The sequence below is a fragment of the Limnothrix sp. CMB-01 genome (genome assembly GCF_055193175.1).
Genome location: NZ_CM143720.1, coordinates 1,662,052 through 1,679,779 on the forward strand (window position 1 = coordinate 1,662,052; position 17,728 = coordinate 1,679,779).

Annotated in this window: 17 protein-coding genes; 9 read left to right on the top strand and 8 right to left on the bottom strand. The window is 55.7% G+C overall.

Going from position 1 to position 17,728, the window contains the following annotated elements; all coding sequences use genetic code 11:
- Positions 1-79: 79 nt before the first annotated feature.
- The 3 genes from ACZA91_RS06955 to ACZA91_RS06965 all read right to left on the bottom strand — a co-directional run bounded on the left by ACZA91_RS06955 (position 80) and on the right by ACZA91_RS06965 (position 3,245).
- Positions 80-463: a nuclear transport factor 2 family protein gene (locus ACZA91_RS06955; protein ID WP_463185558.1), complete on the bottom strand. Its 384-nt coding sequence runs from the start codon at positions 461-463 to the stop codon at positions 80-82.
- A gap of 190 nt (positions 464-653) precedes the next feature.
- Positions 654-1,250, bottom strand: a complete 597-nt coding sequence (locus ACZA91_RS06960) for a CAP domain-containing protein (protein ID WP_463185561.1) — start codon at positions 1,248-1,250, stop codon at positions 654-656.
- Positions 1,251-1,676: 426 nt separating this feature from the next.
- On the bottom strand, positions 1,677-3,245 hold the full coding sequence (locus ACZA91_RS06965; protein WP_463185565.1) for a SpoIID/LytB domain-containing protein: 1,569 nt from the start codon (positions 3,243-3,245) through the stop codon (positions 1,677-1,679).
- A 217-nt stretch (positions 3,246-3,462) separates the two neighbouring features.
- On the opposite strand from ACZA91_RS06965, the gene ACZA91_RS06970 reads away from it, so the two are divergent.
- The 6 genes from ACZA91_RS06970 (at position 3,463) to ACZA91_RS06995 (ending at position 9,431) form a co-directional block, all read left to right on the top strand.
- Positions 3,463-3,945 (top strand): Dps family protein, encoded by a 483-nt coding sequence (locus ACZA91_RS06970; protein ID WP_099533125.1) that lies wholly within the window; start codon positions 3,463-3,465, stop codon positions 3,943-3,945.
- 165 nt (positions 3,946-4,110) lie between these two features.
- Positions 4,111-5,229, top strand: coding sequence for an AAA family ATPase (locus ACZA91_RS06975; RefSeq protein WP_463185570.1), 1,119 nt, complete (start codon positions 4,111-4,113; stop codon positions 5,227-5,229).
- Positions 5,230-5,231: 2 nt separating this feature from the next.
- Positions 5,232-5,909, top strand: a complete 678-nt coding sequence (locus tag ACZA91_RS06980) for a DUF3226 domain-containing protein (protein ID WP_463185573.1) — start codon at positions 5,232-5,234, stop codon at positions 5,907-5,909.
- An 85-nt stretch (positions 5,910-5,994) separates the two neighbouring features.
- On the top strand, positions 5,995-7,134 hold the full coding sequence (wecB, locus tag ACZA91_RS06985) for a non-hydrolyzing UDP-N-acetylglucosamine 2-epimerase (protein ID WP_463186403.1): 1,140 nt from the start codon (positions 5,995-5,997) through the stop codon (positions 7,132-7,134).
- A 730-nt stretch (positions 7,135-7,864) separates the two neighbouring features.
- On the top strand, positions 7,865-8,071 hold the full coding sequence (locus ACZA91_RS06990; RefSeq protein WP_099533122.1) for a hypothetical protein: 207 nt from the start codon (positions 7,865-7,867) through the stop codon (positions 8,069-8,071).
- A complete protein-coding gene (locus tag ACZA91_RS06995; RefSeq protein ID WP_463185578.1) occupies positions 8,055-9,431 on the top strand; it encodes a murein hydrolase activator EnvC family protein in 1,377 nt (458 codons plus the stop codon). The genes ACZA91_RS06990 and ACZA91_RS06995 overlap by 17 nt, the downstream gene beginning before the upstream one ends.
- Positions 9,432-9,510: 79 nt before the next feature.
- On the opposite strand, the gene ACZA91_RS07000 is transcribed toward ACZA91_RS06995, so the two are convergent.
- The 5 genes from ACZA91_RS07000 to tig form a co-directional block, all read right to left on the bottom strand.
- Positions 9,511-10,122 (bottom strand): class II aldolase/adducin family protein, encoded by a 612-nt coding sequence (locus ACZA91_RS07000; RefSeq protein ID WP_463185581.1) that lies wholly within the window; start codon positions 10,120-10,122, stop codon positions 9,511-9,513.
- The gene (gene mtnA / locus ACZA91_RS07005) at positions 10,115-11,236 is read right to left on the bottom strand and encodes an S-methyl-5-thioribose-1-phosphate isomerase (protein WP_190530808.1); all 1,122 of its coding nucleotides are present in this window, start codon (positions 11,234-11,236) and stop codon (positions 10,115-10,117) included. The genes ACZA91_RS07000 and mtnA overlap by 8 nt, the downstream gene beginning before the upstream one ends.
- A 101-nt stretch (positions 11,237-11,337) precedes the next feature.
- Positions 11,338-12,357, bottom strand: coding sequence for an LOG family protein (locus tag ACZA91_RS07010; protein ID WP_190526616.1), 1,020 nt, complete (start codon positions 12,355-12,357; stop codon positions 11,338-11,340).
- A gap of 364 nt (positions 12,358-12,721) precedes the next feature.
- Positions 12,722-13,048 carry a thioredoxin gene (trxA, locus tag ACZA91_RS07015; RefSeq protein WP_099533117.1) on the bottom strand — a complete coding sequence of 109 codons (327 nt, stop codon included), beginning with the start codon at positions 13,046-13,048 and terminating at the stop codon, positions 12,722-12,724.
- Positions 13,049-13,570: 522 nt separating this feature from the next.
- On the bottom strand, positions 13,571-15,067 hold the full coding sequence (gene tig / locus ACZA91_RS07020; RefSeq protein WP_463185587.1) for a trigger factor: 1,497 nt from the start codon (positions 15,065-15,067) through the stop codon (positions 13,571-13,573).
- 186 nt (positions 15,068-15,253) lie between these two features.
- On the opposite strand from tig, the gene ACZA91_RS07025 reads away from it, so the two are divergent.
- The 3 genes from ACZA91_RS07025 to ACZA91_RS07035 all read left to right on the top strand — a co-directional run bounded on the left by ACZA91_RS07025 (position 15,254) and on the right by ACZA91_RS07035 (position 17,722).
- Positions 15,254-16,348, top strand: coding sequence for an aspartate-semialdehyde dehydrogenase (locus ACZA91_RS07025; protein ID WP_463185589.1), 1,095 nt, complete (start codon positions 15,254-15,256; stop codon positions 16,346-16,348).
- Positions 16,349-16,550: 202 nt separating this feature from the next.
- Positions 16,551-16,832 carry a hypothetical protein gene (locus tag ACZA91_RS07030; RefSeq protein WP_099533114.1) on the top strand — a complete coding sequence of 94 codons (282 nt, stop codon included), beginning with the start codon at positions 16,551-16,553 and terminating at the stop codon, positions 16,830-16,832.
- Positions 16,833-17,008: 176 nt separating this feature from the next.
- Positions 17,009-17,722 (top strand): energy-coupling factor ABC transporter ATP-binding protein, encoded by a 714-nt coding sequence (locus tag ACZA91_RS07035; protein ID WP_099533113.1) that lies wholly within the window; start codon positions 17,009-17,011, stop codon positions 17,720-17,722.
- Positions 17,723-17,728: the final 6 nt, after the last annotated feature.

The following is a 17,728-nucleotide window of genomic DNA, read 5'->3' on the forward strand; positions in this document are numbered from 1 at the left end:
AACCGATTAGTAGACATCATTTCGAAGCCCGGTATACGCTTTAGCTACCATAACTGACATGGCGTTCCTTAAACCCTACCTAAGAGAAATTATAAGGAGTCACACTGCCCCCAGCCACTTGCCAGCCCGTTTCGCCCCTGCGCCACACCCGCATATAGCGGAAGTCTCCCGCAAAAGCATTTCCTAAATACGATCCACTCAAGAAAATATGCGCCGATGCAAGCGCAACATTTTCGCTCAAAACTCGGATTTCTAGCGCCTTAGACACCAACTCATGAAACTGAGTGCCTCCTGTGCGATGTAACTCCAAATCCATCACCTTAGTCGCTAGCTCACCAGTCGGCCCAGAAAAGAGCAAATCATCAGCAATGAGCGCGTCCAATTCAGACAGATTAGACGTACTCATCGCGGCACGCAGTCGCGCTTCACACGCGCGAATTTCGGTTGCGATCACTGAATTCATAGCGGCTGATGACGTTTTGATGATGCTTCATTATGACTCATCCTTTCATTCACCAGCCGCCACCAATTTTCCAAGGTGTTGATCGTGACTATTATGGTTGTCGATCGCCCCAACACGCCATCAACCGATCGCAACCTAAGCACTCCCAAATACAGGATTTCAAGCCCGTATCAACTAAGCCTCACTCCCACTAATAAACGGGTTCTTCCTCATAATTACCCGGCGGACTATAGCGACAAACCAAAACTGCACTACCGCCCCCGATCGCGACACCACAGCCCACTTGCGTCGTGTTCCGCCAAACCACTTGGGTATAGTGCCCCACATCGGCCCAGTTGCCCGTGGTACTGACATCCGGGAAAATTCCGGGCTGAAAATATTGCTTTTCGCTACCCCAAAGATCAACCAATTTCGCAGCACTATCGGCTCCCACCGTGCCCTTGGCGAGGTTCTCGCCTTCCCTGTGGGGATCGGTTGAGTGATCGAATTGGCCAGTGCTGGCTAACTGGTTAGCCCAGGATTGGGCATGGGCCGCCAATGTGGGCGACCAAGTGAGGTCGGGCACGCCAACTTCCTTTCGATATTTGTTGTGGGCTGCCAGAATTTCTTGCTCCAAGGCCTTGGCTTGCTTGGCTTGGCCAGAAGCAATCGCGCGGCCAATATCGCGAGTCTTGGCAACAGCGAGATCCGGCAGACCACTAGCCGCGATCGCCCCAGCCAGCACAACGGAACCCACCACCCAAGGCGATCGGCTCCCCCCAAACTTACCCAACACTGACTTGAACATAGATCACCTCTTAAGGATTTCAAGCATGAGCATGATGGAGCCGATCGCCCCTAGCCAATCGTGCCAAATAGCCTCTATCTTCTTCGCTGCTTTTTCTGGTTTCTTACAGCGATTTTAGCTATCGTTCCTCGCCACAAAATACTGAACATCACGCTCAACGATCGCCTTGATCGGCTGATGGAAAGGAATCGTCTCAGAGGTGCTCAGTTCAGTTTTTCAATCTGCTTCTGAGCAACTCAGTTGACTAACCTTAATTGAGGCGATTTTGTGACCGCAGTTAGGAGCAGGTGCGTCCTACAAACGGCCTGCTGTCATTATTTTTAACTCTAGAAATTTGGTCTGGGGTGATCGCTTAACGATCCCTTCATACCCAAAATCGAGGGTTAACAAGGGGTTGAGACCCCCTGGCTGGGATGGGAATGATCGCTATTGCAGTTGCGGATCGCGCCAGAGAATTAGCCGATCGCTCATCGGTTGTAACTGCGTGCCAGGGTAATAGAACTGCAAAATTCGACTGGCATTCCAACCGAGCTGAGCCAGCTTTTGCGATCCCGCTTGGCTCAGGCCCGCGCCGTGACCCCAGCCGCCACCCACAAAGGCATAGCCCCGCAACGGTTGCGTGCCACCCCCGATCGGCTCCAGGTAAAACAACGTGCTGCGCGGAGCCATGAAGGCGCTGCGAACCGCATCTTTTTCGAGCACCAGGGGGCCGCGATCGGTTGCGACGGTCAGCTTGCGCACTCGGCCGCCGGGCGATCGCTCCGTCACGGTCAGGCTTTGGACGGTTTTCAGGTTGGCGCAATCACTGTTTTGGGCCCGACAATAGCGCTGCAAGCCTTGGGCAATTTCCGGCAGGGTGCTGCTGCGTCGCCAGCGGAAATCGCGCCAACCCAGCTCGTTCCAGCCCTGGGCGATCGCCAGGAATTGCCGCAGGTTGCGCTCATCGGACAGGGGCCGCGCCGCCAAGTCCCAAATCGGTTGATGGGCATCGACTACGGGCCGCAGGTAGGGGCGATCAGGCCCGTCCCACACATCCGTGAAGTGGGCTGTTACGCCGCCGGAGGTGGAAAAGTAGAGCGCGTCGATCAGCTCGTTTTGATAGGTGAGCACCTGACCATTGGTAGCGGCGATCGCCCGATCGACCCGAGCTGTGGCCGCCTTCAGGCCGCGATAGACCTGGCAATGGGTGTCCGCGCAGAGTTGGTAGCCATCGATCGCAAACCGCCGCAAATTCCGCAGGGCATAGGTACGCGCCAAAATCGCCTGGGCTTGCAGGGCGGATTCCGGTGCGCCGGCCCCAATTTCGTAGGGAACCACGCCGCGCAGATAGGTTTCCGTGGGCACGGCATTAACGATTGTGTAGCTGCCATAGGCGTTGCGCTGGAGCTTCAGGGAACCGGCAAATCGATCGCGCCCCACCTCGATCGTCCCTTTGCCCGCCGAAATCTCTAAACGCTCACTGGCAAAGGATTGACCCCCGATCGCCCCACTCACCAACAGGTTGCGATCGCGCCGCTGACTAAACAAACTGGGCTGGCCGCCAGTTGTGGCGGGCGGGTTGGCCCGAACGCTATCCAGCAACAACCGCCGCAACAGGGGCTGGTGATAAATTTCCCGCTTGGCCCACACCTGCCAGCGCTCCGACGGTTGGGCCAACTCCACCTGAATCCCGCGCGATCGCCATTGGTTCGCTGCCGCCTCCGCCGTTTCAAAGCTGCGGTAAGTACCCAGCACCACCCGCTCATCCACAACGGGTTCCGGCAAGGGTTGGGCGATCGGCTGCAACACCAAGCGATCGCCCGTCAAGGTCTGGGTGCGATCGAGCGAATCCACCTTTACTGTTAGGCGATCGCCCGGCTGCGCCTTCAACTCCAAGGTTCCCGGCTGTTCCCCAAACCGCTGCACAATCCCAATTTGCAGCACCGGATTGGTCGCCGCGATCGCTTCCGGAGCCATCACCCACAGCAGCGCTCCCACCCAAAAAACTTGCCGCATTGTTCCCCTCAAAAACGAACCCATACTAAGTGATTTTACTGATCTCCATTTGCCACAGGTCAAGGGATCAGCAGGCTGCACCCACTCCCCGCAGTCAGGATAATTTGACGTATTGCAACTCGAAGTCAATATGACTATGATAAAGACAACCCGATCGCGCCCCTCCGTTTCCCCAGCCCCTGTCTTAAAGTCGTTTCATCAAGTTGGGTAATTCACCATGGCTGTTTCTGCTCCCATCATTAATATCGGCATTCCCGAAGCCGATCGCGCCAACATCGCCGCCGGCCTCTCCCGCGTCCTGGCCGACACCTACACCCTTTATCTGAAAACCCACAACTTCCACTGGAATGTCACGGGCCCCATGTTCAACACACTGCACCTGATGTTCGAGGGACAGTACACCGAACTGGCTCTCGCGGTGGATTTGATTGCGGAACGGATTCGATCGCTCGGCTTCCCGGCTCCCGGCAGCTACAGCGAATATGCCAAGCTAACCTCCATTCCCGAGGCTGAGGGCGTTCCCAGCGCCGAGGTGATGATTGCCCAGTTGGTGGAAGGCCAAGAGGCCGTCGTGCGCACGGCACGGGCGGTGTTCCCCCTGGCTGATGCGGCGAACGATGAACCCACGGCCGATCTGTTGACCCAGCGCTTGCAAATTCACGAAAAGAACGCTTGGATGTTGCGGAGTTTGTTGCAATAGGTTCAGCCTTTCGCCCCTCCCGATCGCGCTAAGGGCGATCGACCATCACGCGAGAACCCCGATCCTGCCAGCACTGGATCAGGGTTTTTCGCGTTAGTTTTGAACTAATCCACCTTGACCCACCAGGGCGATCGTCCCTTCTCTGTCCCTCAGGAGATCCCCACCATGCTCCAAAGCCTCGAAATCGAAAACTTCCGCCAGTTTTCTCACTTCACCATCCCGAAACTGGGCCGCATCAACCTGCTCACTGGCAGAAACAATAGCGGCAAAACCTCAATCCTAGAAGCAATTTACTTGCTCATGACCCAGGAGCATCCCGCCCAGTCCATCGTTAACTTACACATCAATCGTGGCGAAGTTTCTCCTCTTGGTAACTCTGGAGAATATGTAAATTCTAGAGAATACATTGCAGAGATCACCCATCTATTCAATAATCGAAATGTGAATAATGGAGAAGTTGTAAGAATTTTGGGTTTACACCAAGAAGGAACGAAAGAAAGCATTTCTATTCAAATTGATACAAGTCAAAAGGGAGGCTTAAAACTTCATAGTCTTTCCGACATTCGCAAAGAAACTTGGCCAAAACTTCTTCTAGAAAAACAAGATCAAAACTTCGGTTCGCTGTCATATTCAGTTGACATATCTCCAGACTTCAAAATTCCTTTTGATCGATCTCTCTATTCTCAAGATTCTTCTCCATATGATCAGGATCTTGAATTTTTAGTATCAACTGATTTGAATTCTGAAAAAGTTGCAAAACTTTTTGATGAAATTGTTCTAACACCAGAAGAAGATCTGGTTATAGAGGCAATTCAGATTATTGAGCCAAAAATCAGAAGAATCGCACCTGATCACGGTAAATTTGAAAGAGTCAATCTGAGTTCTAGGCAAGGATTTCTAATTCAGTTTCGTGATGAAAACAACAGAAATCCTATGGGAAGTATGGGAGACGGAATTTGGCGACTACTTGGCATTGCATTAACGATGGTTAATGCAAAAGGGCAAGTTCTATTAATTGATGAAATTGACACTGGCTTTCACTATAGTGTCATGGTTGATCTCTGGAAATTTATCTGGAAAAGTGCCAAAAAGCTAGATATCCAAGTTTTTGCAACAACCCATAGCCGCGATTGCTGGGAAGCTCTGGGAGAACTGATCGAAGCTGAAGAAATTTACGATGATGAAATCATGATTCATCGAATTGATGCGAAGCGCGATCATAGCACCAGCTACGACACAGATAAAATTGTCATCGCTGCTGAAGATAAGGTTGAGGTTCGATAAAGATGAGTTCAACGAGTCATCGATCGCGGGTTCTGTTCGTTGAAGGCAGTAGCGATAAAACAATTATCAAGGAAATTCTCAATATTTACTTACCGCACTGGAAAATCACTAGAAAACGATCAGGATCATCACAGCCACAAATTGATATTCAAGATCTTCAAGGGATTAGAAATATAACGCCAGACAAAATATTTAACCAGCTAGCTGATCCTAATGTGCCTGCTTTGGGAATTGTGATTGATGCTGATAGTAGTGCTTCAGATCAGTGGCAGGAAATTTGTCAAACTTGCCAGTCTGTTGAGCAATTGCGTTCTATTTCCTTCCCTAGCCAAATTCCTGAAAATGGATTTATTTGCTCAGTTAGCGATGATCAAAAATTCGGTATCTGGATAATGCCAGATAACCGATTGCCTGGAATGCTGGAAACTTTGCTATCTCAGCTTATTCCCAGCGATCGTGAAAACTTATGGATACATTTACAGGAATCCGTTGCTCAGGCAAAACGCCTGGGTGCGCCATTTCGTAATCACCATTTAGATAAAGCGCGCATTTATACGTGGCTAGCTTGGCATCATAAACCTGGTGTATGGCCTGACACTGCACAGCGAGATGTTTTTAATTTTGATCATCCCCAGGTTCATGCCTTTGTGGACTGGCTAAAGACACTCTATGACTTATGAGCCGGTAATCTGTAGGGCGGGCTTGCACCCCAAAATTGATTCAACCAATTGATTCACAGGATGGATTGGCGCTGTGGCTGACCGGATGCGGATTTGTGTGACGATCGGGACTCGACCGGAAGCGATCAAGATGGCTCCGGTGGCGCGGGCGTTTTTGCAGGACGATCGCTTCGAGACCCAAATTCTGCTGACGGGCCAACACAAGGAAATGGTCGAGCAGGTGATGCGGCTGTTTGAGTTGCAGGGCGATCGGGACTTGGCAATTATGCAGCCCGGCCAAACCCTGACGGATATTACCTGCCGCAGCTTGACCGGGTTGGGGGAGCTGTTCGCGGAAATTCAGCCCCACTTGGTGTTGGTGCAGGGCGACACGACGACGGCCTTTGCGGCGTCCCTGGCGGCGTTTTATCAACAAATTCCCGTGGGGCATGTGGAGGCGGGTTTGCGGACGGACAATCTCTACAGTCCGTTTCCCGAGGAGGCGAATCGGCGGCTAATTTCCCAGGTGACGCAGTTGCACTTTGCGCCGACGGATTTGGCGGTGGCGAATTTGCAGAAGTCGGGGGTGATGGGCGAAATTCACCAAACGGGCAACACGGTGATTGATGCGCTGTTGGCGGTGGCGGCAAAAAATCCGCCTTGCCCGATCGCCCCGTTGGCTGGAACTGCAACGGCCGGGCGATCGCTCGATTGGTCGGCGGGGCCGGTGATTTTGGCAACGGTGCATCGCCGGGAAAATTGGGGTGATCCGTTGACTGAGATTGCCGATGGGTTCCTGGGGCTGCTCGATCGCTTCCCGGATCTGTCGTTGGTGTTGCCGCTGCACCGCAACCCGACCGTGCGCGAACCGCTGATTGGCAAGCTGGGGCCCCACGATCGCGTGTTTTTGACCGAACCGCTGGACTATTCGGCGCTGATTGGGGCTATGCAGCGATCGACCCTGATCCTCACGGACTCCGGCGGGTTGCAAGAGGAAGCCCCGAGTCTGGGCAAGCCGGTGCTGGTGTTGCGCGACACGACGGAACGGCCCGAGGCGATCGCGGCGGGCACAGCCAAACTGATCGGCACGGCCACGGCGGACATTGTGCGGGAAGCGAGCCTTTTACTGAGCGATCGGGCTGCCTACGAGGCCATGGCCCACGCGGCTAATCCCTTTGGGGACGGTCAGGCGGCGGCACGAATTGTTCAAGCGGTGGCCGCTTGGTTGGCGCAACGATCGAGTTAGGTAGCGGACGACGCTGAGCAGTTCCATCGCTCGGGGACGGTTAGCGACCCCAGAGCGAGCGCACCACTGAAAATCACGGCAGATGGGAGCAAGCCAAGTGGCCGCCACGATGGTTTGCTCCCACTTTGCTTACGGAAGACCAGGTATGAATTAACACAGTTGTTTACGTTTTCCTGAGCCTAGCGTTGTCAGTTGCGTATTTTTTTTAACCCGTGAAAGGGACTCAGTAAACCTTGGTTGAGCACTAATTTTCTGGTGATGAAGCTGGGTAATTTTTTTGACCTCCAAAACTGCTTTTTCAATAGTTATTAAGATTTCCCGATCGCGCTGTGGGATCGGTCATTTTAATCGCGATATTTAGAGTATCCTCAAAAGCCCACAGTTCCTTGATCCCCGAGATCAGTCCTGAACTTCGCTGAATTTTGCAGTAATCAGGGCGGGTGGTACTGTTGATGACCGTTTGCCTCGGTTGCATCAGGAGCCTGGTTTCAAAGGCCGTTTCTCAGATCCTTGAGCGAATGGTTATGATTTGATCCCCGCGCTCCCGCACCGATCGCCCCTTGAGGATCAGCCTCAGATGCAGCACTGTGACTCCTAGTCCAGATCATGGGTTTGTTCATCATGAAATCCATGGGTTTTGGGTTGTGCAGATGTCGAGTTTGGGGTTGAGCCGTCGCTGTGTGTGGGGCATTTGGGATGGTTAATTTTCTTAAAAAAAGTCATAAAGACCATGGCTAATGCTGTGAATTTATCGGATGCAACCCTGATGGAAATTTACGCAGATGCGATGACTTCAGGGGTCATTACAGAGGATCAATGCGAGCGGCTCCATGAGGCGCTGGTGGACAGTGACTTGACGGAGCATGAGCAACAGGCGTTGAATCGAATTTTCCATTCGGTTTGGCGAGGATGGCTCCGTTATGGCGATCGCCCCTGAGCGCGCCCCCCGATCGACTCATGCAGCGCCGTTGTTGGGCAATCCATTTCGATCGCCCACCCAGCGGTTAATGGGATGGATGATCCAATGGAGGATCCAGATGATCCATTGGTTCACTCGATCGCGCCCTCGGTGGGTGGTGATCGGGTTGAGTTGGTTGTTGGGATGCCTGTTGGGATTGGGTTGGCTGTTGGGGTCAATTGACCTAGCCCGATCGCAGTCGTTGCCGGAGTTGCGCCAACAGCAACAGCAATTGGAGCAGCAACGGCAAACCGTCAAGGAACAGCGGCAAACCGTCCAGCAACAGCAACAGGCGACCCAGGAACAGATGAAAACCCTGGAGCAGTCGCTCGATCGTACCGAGGCGGAGTCGGATCGCACCCAAAGCCGTTTGGACGGGGCGGTGGATCAGTTGGCGATTTTGGAGCGCGATTTAGCCCTTGCGGAACAGAACTACCAGCGCAAGCGGTTGGCGATCGTGGCGCGGCTGCGGTTTTTGCAACAACAATCGCCTCAGTGGGGATTGGCGGCGCTGTTGCAAAGCAAGTCGATCGAACAGTTTTTTGATCATCAACACCGGCTGCAAGCGGTCTATGGAGCCGATCGCCGACAACTGAAGGAACTCGATCAGGCGGCGGATCAGCTCAGTTTGCAGCGCAGTCAGTGGCAAGAACGCCGCCGGGAATTAGCCAGCCTCAGCCAAGATCTGAGCCTGGAGGAGTTGGAATTGCGCCGCCGCACCCAAGCGGAGCAGGCCCGGGCGGCCGCCTTGCGGGCCGACCAAGCCCGTTTGCAAACGGAACAGGCCCAGCTCGATCGGGACTCGGCCAACCTCACGCGCTTGATTCAGCAGCGCATTACCGAACAGCAACAGGCCGAGGCGATCGCCCGTTTAAATCGCATGGCCGCCTTTCGAGTGCCGGGCCAGTTTGGGAGTCTGAATGCCGGTGAACCCAAAATTTTGAAGTTACCGGGCGGCATTTTGGCCACGCCCGTGGACGCACTGATCACCAGTGGGTTTGGCTGGCGGGTGCATCCCATTTTGGGCTACGGCCGACAGCACAATGGGATTGATTTTGGGGCAGCCCATGGAACCACGGTGCGATCGGCCCATGGCGGAACCGTGGTGGTGGCCGGCTCGTTTGGGGGCTATGGCAACACGGTGGTGATCGATCGGGGCGATGGCCTATCCACCCTCTATGGTCACAACAGCGAACTGTATGTGCGGGTGGGGCAAACGGTGCAGAAGGGCGAGGCGATCGCCGCCGTTGGTTCCACGGGGCTGTCCACGGGGCCCCACTTGCATTTTGAAGTGCGGGAAAATGGCGACCCGGTGGATCCAGTGCCCTACCTGCGATAGAGCTATTAATTAACGCTGTTGATTAACGCTATTGATTAACCCGGATCGAGGGCTGGGGCCGCAGCCCGATCGGCTCTGTTCAGCTCGCTCCCAGGGCCGCGAGGCGATCGAGCAACGGTTGGGCCGCCGTTTCCAGATCCTGACCAAAGGACAACACTCCATCCTCATGACCCGCCATTACCAAAATGCGGCATTCCGGTAAGGGGCTTGCGGTAAACAGCCGCGCCATTTCCCGCGCCATGGCCGGTGTGCCGTAGGGAACCGTTGCCCGAGTGGTGGGCAGGCGATCGCGCTCTTGATTCCAAAGGGCGGGACAGTGACCGTGAATAATCGCCCGAATGTTTGGATCCAGTTGGTAAATGGCCGCATGGGTCAGGGATTCCGAAGAGGCGCAGATCGGCCCCCAGCAGTGAAGCCAGTTGCGATCGATCTCCCAGCGATCGACCAGGGTGTAATGCTCGGGGCCGGTGCGGGTGAGGTGGCCCGTCTGCGTACCGGAGATCAAAAATCGATCAATCCCCAGACGAATGCTGAGGTTGCCGTAGCCAATGCCGTTGGGATACACCCCGATCGCCCCACACTGAAACAGTCGATCACGCCAGGTGATCAGTGCCTGCAACGCCATCGGATCAAGGGCGATCGGGGGAGCCTGCTGCCAATCGCAGGCAAATTTAATTACGCCCTCATCCATGGTTTTGGGCCCCCTGTTCGGGAAACAGACCCAGCAAGCCCGCTTCGGAGGCCGCGCAAAGGCCGCGCTCGGTAATCAACCCCGTGACCAGCCGGGCCGGGGTCACATCAAACCCATAGTTCGCAGCCGGAGAGGCTTCTGGGCAAATCAGCACAGAGGCGATCGCTCCCGATTCCGTGCGGCCATCCATATATTTCACTTCCCGATCGCTCCGCTGTTCGATCGGAATTTCCCGCACCCCGTCCCGCAATGTCCAGTCGATCGTGGAAGACGGCAGCGCCACATAGAATGGCAGATCATTATCTTTGGCGGCCAAGGCCTTCAGGTAAGTGCCGATTTTGTTGGCCACATCGCCACAGCGTGTGGTGCGATCGCTCCCCACAATCACCAAATCCACCAAACCATGCTGCATCAGGTGGCCGCCCGTGTTGTCCGCAATCAGGGTATGGGGCACGCCATGTTGGCCCAACTCCCAAGCGGTCAGCTTTGCACCCTGGTTGCGTGGGCGAGTTTCATCCACCCACACATGGAGCGGAATTCCCTGATCAAAGGCTTGATAGATGGGAGCGGTGGCGGTTCCCCAGTCCACGCAGGCCAGCCAGCCCGCATTGCAGTGCGTCAGCACATTCACAGGGCGGCCGGTGCGGGCATAGATGTCTGCAATCAGGCGTTGGCCGTGGTGACCAATTTGGGCGCATTGCTGCACATCGGCCTCGATGATTTCGGCGGCCCGCAGCCGCAGCCGATCGAACGCGGCCGCCCCAGACTGACAATCGGCCACTGCTGCCAACTGCTGAGCGATCGCCCAATGGAGATTGACGGCCGTGGGCCGCGTTTTCAGTAGCCGTTGGGCCGCCTCCGCGATCGCCCCCTGAAAGTCCGCAGTCGATCGCACCGCCATGCCCGCCAGGGCCATCCCCACCGCCGCCGTGGCTCCAATCAGCGGCGCACCGCGCACCACCATCTCCTCAATGGCCCAAGCCGCCGTTTCCAAATCCGGCAGCGGTTGCCAAACCAGTTGATGGGGCAATTGCCGTTGGTCAATCACCGCCACCGCTTCCGGGCGATCGGGATCAAACCGAATGGTTCGGGTCGCAACACCAGCAATTTTCATGAACCACCACCACAATCCAAAGGGCGATCGTCATCTTGGCATTGAGGGTTGGCCTTGCTCAAGCCAAGGGCGAATTCACAGCCGGGAGCACCCGTCGGCAACTATTTCACCTCCGGATGCGGAAACAGCGTCGTGGCAGGCTGAAATTGATTGATTTGGTGAATTAACTGGTGCAACCGACCCAAATCCCGTTGGTTAAACGTCATCACCAAGCGCGGCAACCCCACCGTAGGGCTGTTGCGTTCTGCGGGCAGAGCGGCGGACTTTTCGATCGCCCCACTGACCAAAATGTCACTGAAGGTTTCGTTCAGTTTTGCCAACCATTCATCCGACAGTTCCGTTCGCAATCGCAACACCAGCCGATCGCCCACATAGCGACTGGAATGATAAATCCGATAGAAGTCGGCGATATAGTCACAGGCGGCGGCCGGGCGATCGGTCATGAAATACAAATTCAAATCTTCGGGGCTGATCAGGCCACGGTGCAGCAGGTGGTCACGGTGGTAGGCTTCCCAGGTTTGCCAATAGTCTCCACCGGGGCGATCGAGCAGCACAATGGGAGCCGGGCCAAACTTACCCGTTTGCGACAGCGTGAGGCACTCAAACGCCTCATCCTGTGTGCCAAAGCCCCCGGGAAACAGCGCCACCGCATCGCTTTCGCGCAAGAAGAACAGTTTGCGCGTAAAGAAATACTTGAAGTTCACCAGCTTGGGATCCCCGTCAATGTGGGGATTAGAGGTTTGCTCAAAGGGCAATTGGATATTGAGGCCAAAGGATTTTTCCCGGCCGGCCCCCTCGTTGGCCGCCTGCATAATGCCTGGGCCGGCTCCCGTGATGGCCATGAAGCCCCGAGCCGTGATGCAACGGGCAAAAGTCAAGGCCGCCTCATATTCCGGCTCTTGTTCGGGTGTGCGGGCCGAGCCAAAGATGGCCACCTTCCGCACATGGCGATAGGGATAGAACACCTCGATCGCCCGTTGCATGTCGATCAGCGCACCGTTCAGAATTTTCCAATCCAGGCGATCGGCGTGGCTGTCGGCCAATTCCAAAACAGTTTCAAGGGCTAATTGCACCAGGCCGCTGTTGGGAAGGGTTTCCAGGCGATCGAGCAAATCCACCATCTGATGGCGTAACCGTTCTCCACTGTTTCGACGGTCTACGGATAATGACGAAAAGGCCACAGTCCCTCCCTGGCTTGCTTGGGCCAGCGCAATCTGTACTTTTCTTCAATATCTCACTTTACGATCCCCAGCGATCCCCCCTTAAATTGCCGTTAACGTTGCTTCCGCGCCCAGGAGTCACAATCGCCCCAAACAGCCTCCAAGAAATCGAAAACAGGGCAAAACGAGGCAAAACAGAACAAAGCAGCCCAAAACAAAAGAACCTGGCAAGGCCAGGCTCTTCAAACCGATGAATTTCAGTTCAGTTTCAGGGACTTTAAAAACGTCTGCTGACCTGAGCCAGAACTCGCCCCTTGGCTTTGCTCTAATCAACGTACTTGGCAAGTGTGCCGGCCAACGTGGTCTTCGGCACTGCGCCCACAACCATATCCACGCGATCGCCACCCTTGAAAATCATGAGGGTAGGAATGCTGCGGATACCGTACTGGCTTGCAATGCCAGGATTTTCATCGGTGTTCAGCTTCACAACCTTCACTTTTTTGTCAAATTCTTGGGCGATTTCATCAACCACCGGCGCTACCATCCGACAAGGCCCGCACCAGGGTGCCCAGAAATCTACCAATACTGGGACTGTGCTTTGGAGCACTTCTGCCTCGAAGTTTGCGTCGGTAACTGCCGTTGCTGCCGCCATGCTGACCTATCCTCTAAACCGTTACTAAATCAGTCTTTTGACTCAGACCAATCTTGACATCTTTCCTCGGCCAAAACATGGAAAATTTCCCAAAGCCAAGGTTAGTTCCTGAACCGCCGTTCCCCTGCCTAGACAAGTCCTTGAGGGATTTGGCACGCCATGCTTGATACGAGGCAAATCCAGATTACCACAAGCAAAACTCCAGCTCTGACGATTTGACCGATCGCTCAGAAACTTTACGAGATCGGGTACGAGATCGCGGCGGATCAAGGGAAATCACAGCGAAACCACCGGGGATCCGGGCTGTTTCGGGGTTGCGCTGGGGCGATCGCTGGCGGTGGCTCAGTTAGGGCGCGATCGGGTCGGAGAACCTAGGGATTGCTCCGATCCCGATCGGGCGATCGGCCTTGTTGTTGGCTCACTAGTTTTGCCTATGGCCCATATCAGCCACCTGCATTAGCCACCTGCATTAGCTACCTGCATGAGACACCACAGCGAGACCAACCGCTAGCCGGCCTTGGGTTAGTCGGCCTTCTTGCCCTTGCCTTTCTTGGCCGCGCCCTTTTTACCGGCTGTTTCGGTGTCGTCGGTGTCGTCGGTGTCAGTGTCGGCGGCGCTCTCAGCGGTCACATCGACCGTGGCTTCAGCGGCGGGGGTTTCCTCTGCCTCAGTTGCTTCTGACTCTTCCGCCTGGCTCAGGGAACCGGGTTCCAGCAGCTCAAAGCTGTTGTTTTCCTTCAACCAAGTCAGCACCTTGCCCCGGTACAGGTCTTCGTAAACCACGGATTCCAACCGAGCGCGATCGACCTTTTGGCCAGAAAGGGCCGCCTTCAGCTCCTTCGCGCGGGTTTGCACTTCCTCATCGCTGACCTCGATCGACTCTTTGCGACCCACAGCCCGCAGCACCAAATCCGTCTTCACTTGCCGAATGGCATCTGGGCGCGCCGTTTGCTGCATGTTGGCCATCAGTTCATCGTTCATGAACTTGCGCACATCAATGCCCTGGCTTTGCAGTTGATACATGGACTGGTTCACAATCCCGCGCACCTCTTGCTGCACCAGGCTTTCGGGCAAATCCACATCCACATTGTCAATCAAGGCGGCAATCAGGGCTGCTTCCTTGTTCTGCTCGGTTTGCTCGTCGGCTTCCTGTTGGTACTGGGACTCAAACTCAGCCCGCAGATCCGCCAGGGTTTCGTATTTGCTGATCGACTTGATGAATTCGTCGGTCAGCTCGGGCAGTTCGCGCTCTTTGATGTCATGCAGGGTGATCTCAAAGGTGACTTCGCGATCTTGCAGGTCTTCGCGGCCGTAATCCGCCGGGAAGCGCACGGTGATTGACTTGCTCTCACCGGCATTCATGCCCACGATCCCATCCACAAAGCCGGGGATGAATTTCTTCTGATCCAAATCCACTTGGAAATCCGTCGCTTCCAGACCGGAGAGATCTTCCGGATCGGTTTTGCCTTCTTCGGGGGTAAGGGTTCCTTTGTAGTCAATCACCACAGCATCGCCCAACTGGGCCGGGCGACCTTCCACGGGAATCAAGTCGGCGGAGGATTCCCGTTGCTGTTCCAGGATCCGATCGACCCGGCTGGGATCGGGATCAACGCGCTCGGCCTGAACGGTCAAACCGCTGTAGGGGGGCAGGTCAATGTCGGGAACCACATCCAGCTTGACCGCAAAGGTCAGGGTTTGGCCCGGCTCAAACTTCGAGAACAATTCCTCTTCGGAGGAGGTGATTTGGGCCTGGCCGGCAGGTTCGATTTTTTCTTGCTTGATGGCGGCTTTCACGCCCGCTTCCACCAACTCATCCAGACTGGCGGCCTTGAGGGCGGCGGGGCCAATTTGCTGAATCAACACGGCGCGGGGCACTTTGCCCTTGCGGAACCCAGGAAGTTTGACGGCTTTGGCGTACTTACTGAGGGTGTCTTCGTAGACCTTGGCCGACAGTTCAGCGGGCACTTCGATCGTGAGGCTAACCTGACTGGCGGACAGTTTTTCCTGGGTGACTTTCATGGATGATCCAACAACTGACAAAACGAAACGGACTCAACGAAACTTGCAACACAAGCTGGCCATAGCCAGACCTATAACCGAGCGACGTGCGGCGCTGGCATAGTGCTGCGGCATCGTGCTGAAGCGAGGTGCGACGTTGACGGGCAAGCTACGCCAGATGAACCGCAATAGACTATCCTAGCTGAAATGCGCCCCTCTGCATGGGCGATCGAGTTGGCTAGTTTTTGGCGTTCCTGGGGAGAGAAGACCTTGGCTGGATATCGCGTCGCCATTTTGGGCGCTACGGGCGCTGTGGGTACGGAGCTGCTGCAATTGCTGGAAGAACGGCAGTTCCCGATCGCAGAACTGAAGTTGCTGGCTTCGGCGCGATCGGCCGGCCAGACCTGTACCTTTGGCGGCGAAACCCTAACCGTGGAAGCCACCACCGCCGAGGCATTCAAGGACGTGGATATTGTGCTGGCTTCGGCCGGCGGCAGCACCTCCAAAGCTTGGATCGACACGATCGTGGCCGCTGGAGCCGTGACGATCGATAATTCCAGCGCCTTTCGGATGCGGCCCGATGTGCCCCTGGTTGTGCCCGAGGTGAACCCCGACGCGGCAGCCCACCACGAGGGAATCATCGCCAACCCCAACTGCACCACGATTCTGATGGCCGTGGCCACTTGGCCCTTGCACTTGGTGCAACCAATTCAGCGGATTGTGGCCGCCACCTACCAATCGGCCAGCGGCGCGGGCGCTCGGGCCATGGAAGAAGTGAAGGTGCAGTCGCGGGCAATTTTGGATGGGGGGGAGCCGGTGGCCGAAATTTTGCCCTATCCCTTGGCCTTTAACCTGTTTCCGCACAATTCGCCCCTGGGAGCCAATGGCTACTGCGAAGAAGAAATGAAAATGGTGAACGAAACCCGCAAGATCTTTGGCACCGAAGCCGTGCGGGTGACGGCCACTTGCGTGCGCGTGCCGGTGTTGCGGGCCCACTCGGAGGCGCTGAATTTGGAATTTTCGGAGCCGTTCCCGGTCGATCGCGCCCGCGAGATCCTGAAATCGGCGGCCGGTGTCACCCTGCTGGAAGATTGGGAGCGCAACTATTTCCCGATGCCGATCGATGCCAGCGGCAAAGACGACGTGTTGGTGGGTCGGATTCGCCAAGATATTTCCAACCCCAATGCGATCGACCTCTGGCTCTGTGGCGACCAAATTCGCAAGGGTGCGGCCCTGAATGCGGTGCAAATCGCGGAACTGCTGGTGGAAAAAGGCTGGGTGAAGCGCAAATCCGCCCGTTAAAGCAACCGGTAAATCAAGGGGCCGGTCAGGTGCAGACAAGGGGCTTCAGCCCCTTGCCCCCTCACGGTGCGATCGCGGTGGGGGTGTGATCGGTTTTCTGGGCGATCGCGCCTTGGCCACCGCGCTAAGATGATCCCGGCTGCGCCCCACTCGATGAAGGCTGAATCGGCCAACTCCCAAGCTGTTTCTGGTTTCCAGTGCTATGTTCACGATCGAAGTTGCTCTCAAGAGTTCGCCCGCCACGTTTTCGGTGCAGCGCAAGAATGCGGAAGATGCGGAAGCGCTCTATGCGGAAATTTTGGGTTTTGTGCAATCGGGTCAGGCCCAATGGCTTGATTTGACCTGTGAAAAAATGGTGGGCAAGAAAATTTCTATCCTGACCAGCGAAGTGGTGGCTGTGCAAATCAGCGATAAGTCTGGCGCAGCCCAAGCGGGTGGCCGGACGGCCGGTTTCTTGGCCGCCGCCACGGGCGCAACCAACTAAGTCTGCCGTGATCGATCCAATCGCCACTCAACCAGACAAGGGACTTAAGCCCCTTGCTCCTCAACGGATTTGAGCACCATCATGCTGGTTCGTTGGGTTGAGGTTGCCCTGTGATTGGATCGGTCTTGCGGACGGTTCAATATCTCTATCGCGCACTGTTAAGGACGATCGCCCCCATGCAAGGCCAGCCCAAACCGGATGAGCGGGGATTGTTCCCAAACGATCGGGTGACGGAACCAGCGATCGCGGTGCGGCAGGTCTCGTTCCAGTGGGCAACTGATAAACCCGTCCTGAAAAACTGTTCCCTGAGCGTGCCCGCCGGGGAATTTTGGATGTTGCTGGGAACCAATGGCAGCGGCAAATCAACCCTGATGCAGCTCTTGGCGGGGTTGAACCAACCGAGCGCCGGCCAGGTGTTGCTGCGGCGGCCCGTGGGTTTTGTGTTCCAAAATCCCGATCGCCAATTGGTGATGCCCACGGTGGGGGCAGATGTGGCCTTTGGGTTAGCTGAAGAGAATTTGTCGGTGATCGAAACGCGCGATCGAATCCGCAGCGCCCTGGCTGAACTCAATATTCTGGACTTAGAGCGCCGCCCGATCTACGCCCTCAGTGGCGGCCAAAAGCAACGGGTGGCCATTGCCGGAGCGATCGCCACCCGTTGCGAAGTCTTGTTGCTCGATGAACCCACCGCCCTGCTCGACCCCGACAGTCAATTGGACTTGGTGCGCTGCGTGCGGCAGTTAGTGGACGATCGGGGAATTACAGCCCTTTGGGTGACCCATCGCCTCGAAGAACTGGACTATTGCGATGGGGCCTTTTTGCTGGAAAACGGGCAGGTTGTGGCCGCCGGCAAACCAGCGGCCATGCGCGATCGACTCCTGACCCCGTAAGCGCTC